Source organism: Planotetraspora phitsanulokensis, assembly GCF_016863295.1.
Lineage (GTDB): Bacteria > Actinomycetota > Actinomycetes > Streptosporangiales > Streptosporangiaceae > Planotetraspora > Planotetraspora phitsanulokensis.
This window is the reverse complement of the sequence record NZ_BOOP01000082.1, coordinates 1-1,146: the sequence shown is the minus strand read 5'-3', so window position 1 is coordinate 1,146 and position 1,146 is coordinate 1. Positions and strand designations below refer to the sequence as shown.

Here is a 1,146-nt window from a genome sequence, read left to right as displayed (position 1 = left end):
TGCGGCGACCTCGGTGCCGGTGTATCCGGCGCCGACGACCACGAACGTGCAGCGGGCCTCCCGTTCCTTGGGATCACCGGCGGCTTCAGCGAGCTCGATCTGCCGGATCAGGTGGTCGCGCAGGTAGAGGGCTTCGGCGATGCTGCGGAAGCCGTGGGCGTGATCGGCCACGCCCGGCACGGGGAGCAGCTTGTTGACGCTGCCGACGGCGAGCACGAGGCGGTCGTAACGCAGCTCGCGGGAGGCCCCCTCGGGGTCGGTGCAGATCAGCCTGCGCGCCTCCACGTCGACGGAGTCGACCGAGGCGAGCAGGTGCCGTACGCCGGGGCAGTTGGCCGACAGCGGGATCGCGACCTTGCGCGGGTCGAGGGTCCCCGCGGCCACCTCCGGCAGCAGTGGGAGGTAGAGGAAGTAGTCGGTCGGGTTGATCAGGATGATCTCCACCGACCCTCGGGTGAGTCTGGCGAGAGTCCGCGCGGTGGTGAACCCCGCGAAACCGCCTCCGACGACGATCACTGTCTTTCGGTCAGCCATGCTCGTGTTCTCCCGCTGCGCGGAGGTCACCATCATGTGATGGCGGTCGAGGAATCGCGGTCAGGGAGGTCACTCGCAGCACCTGTTCCATCCATCGTCGGCGAGCCGTACACCGGTGACGGGCCAACATTGCCGTGGCCACCCAAGTCATCTCGCTCTCGACTCTCCTTCCAATCTCACGATCAGCGTGAGCACCCTTTCGACCTGTTCACTCGTCTGTCTGTAGCGCCTCCCACACGAGGTCTTACGCGGCAGGTGAATGGCATCGAGAAGATGGACGAGGGGTCGGGACGTACGTAAGGGACGGGCATCCCGCGTCACTAAGCAGAGCGGGACACGACCACGGTCTCCGCGCCTGGTTCGTCAACGGCGACACGGCAGCCGCTGATCGCACTGCCGATTCGGGTGTCGGTGAAGACAGGACGCCACCCGATGGCCCCGGACTGTGTCGACAGCTGGGGGAGTCGGCGGTGTGTGACGGCCGTTGTCAGCGCCCGACGTTCGCTCAGCCCGTTCACTCCTGACCAAGGATGCAGTCGCACATGACCCTCACTCGGATTGACATCGACCTCACCGAACAGCAGCTACGAAAAGACCTTGGTGGCCGACGCC

General features: G+C 66.0%; 1 protein-coding gene. It reads right to left on the bottom strand.

The window, feature by feature from the left end:
- Positions 1 to 534, bottom strand: a 534-nt coding sequence (locus Pph01_RS42460) for an NAD(P)/FAD-dependent oxidoreductase (RefSeq protein WP_204078942.1), incomplete at its 3' end; no start/stop codon positions are given.
- Between the last annotated feature and the right edge of the window lie 612 nt (positions 535 to 1,146).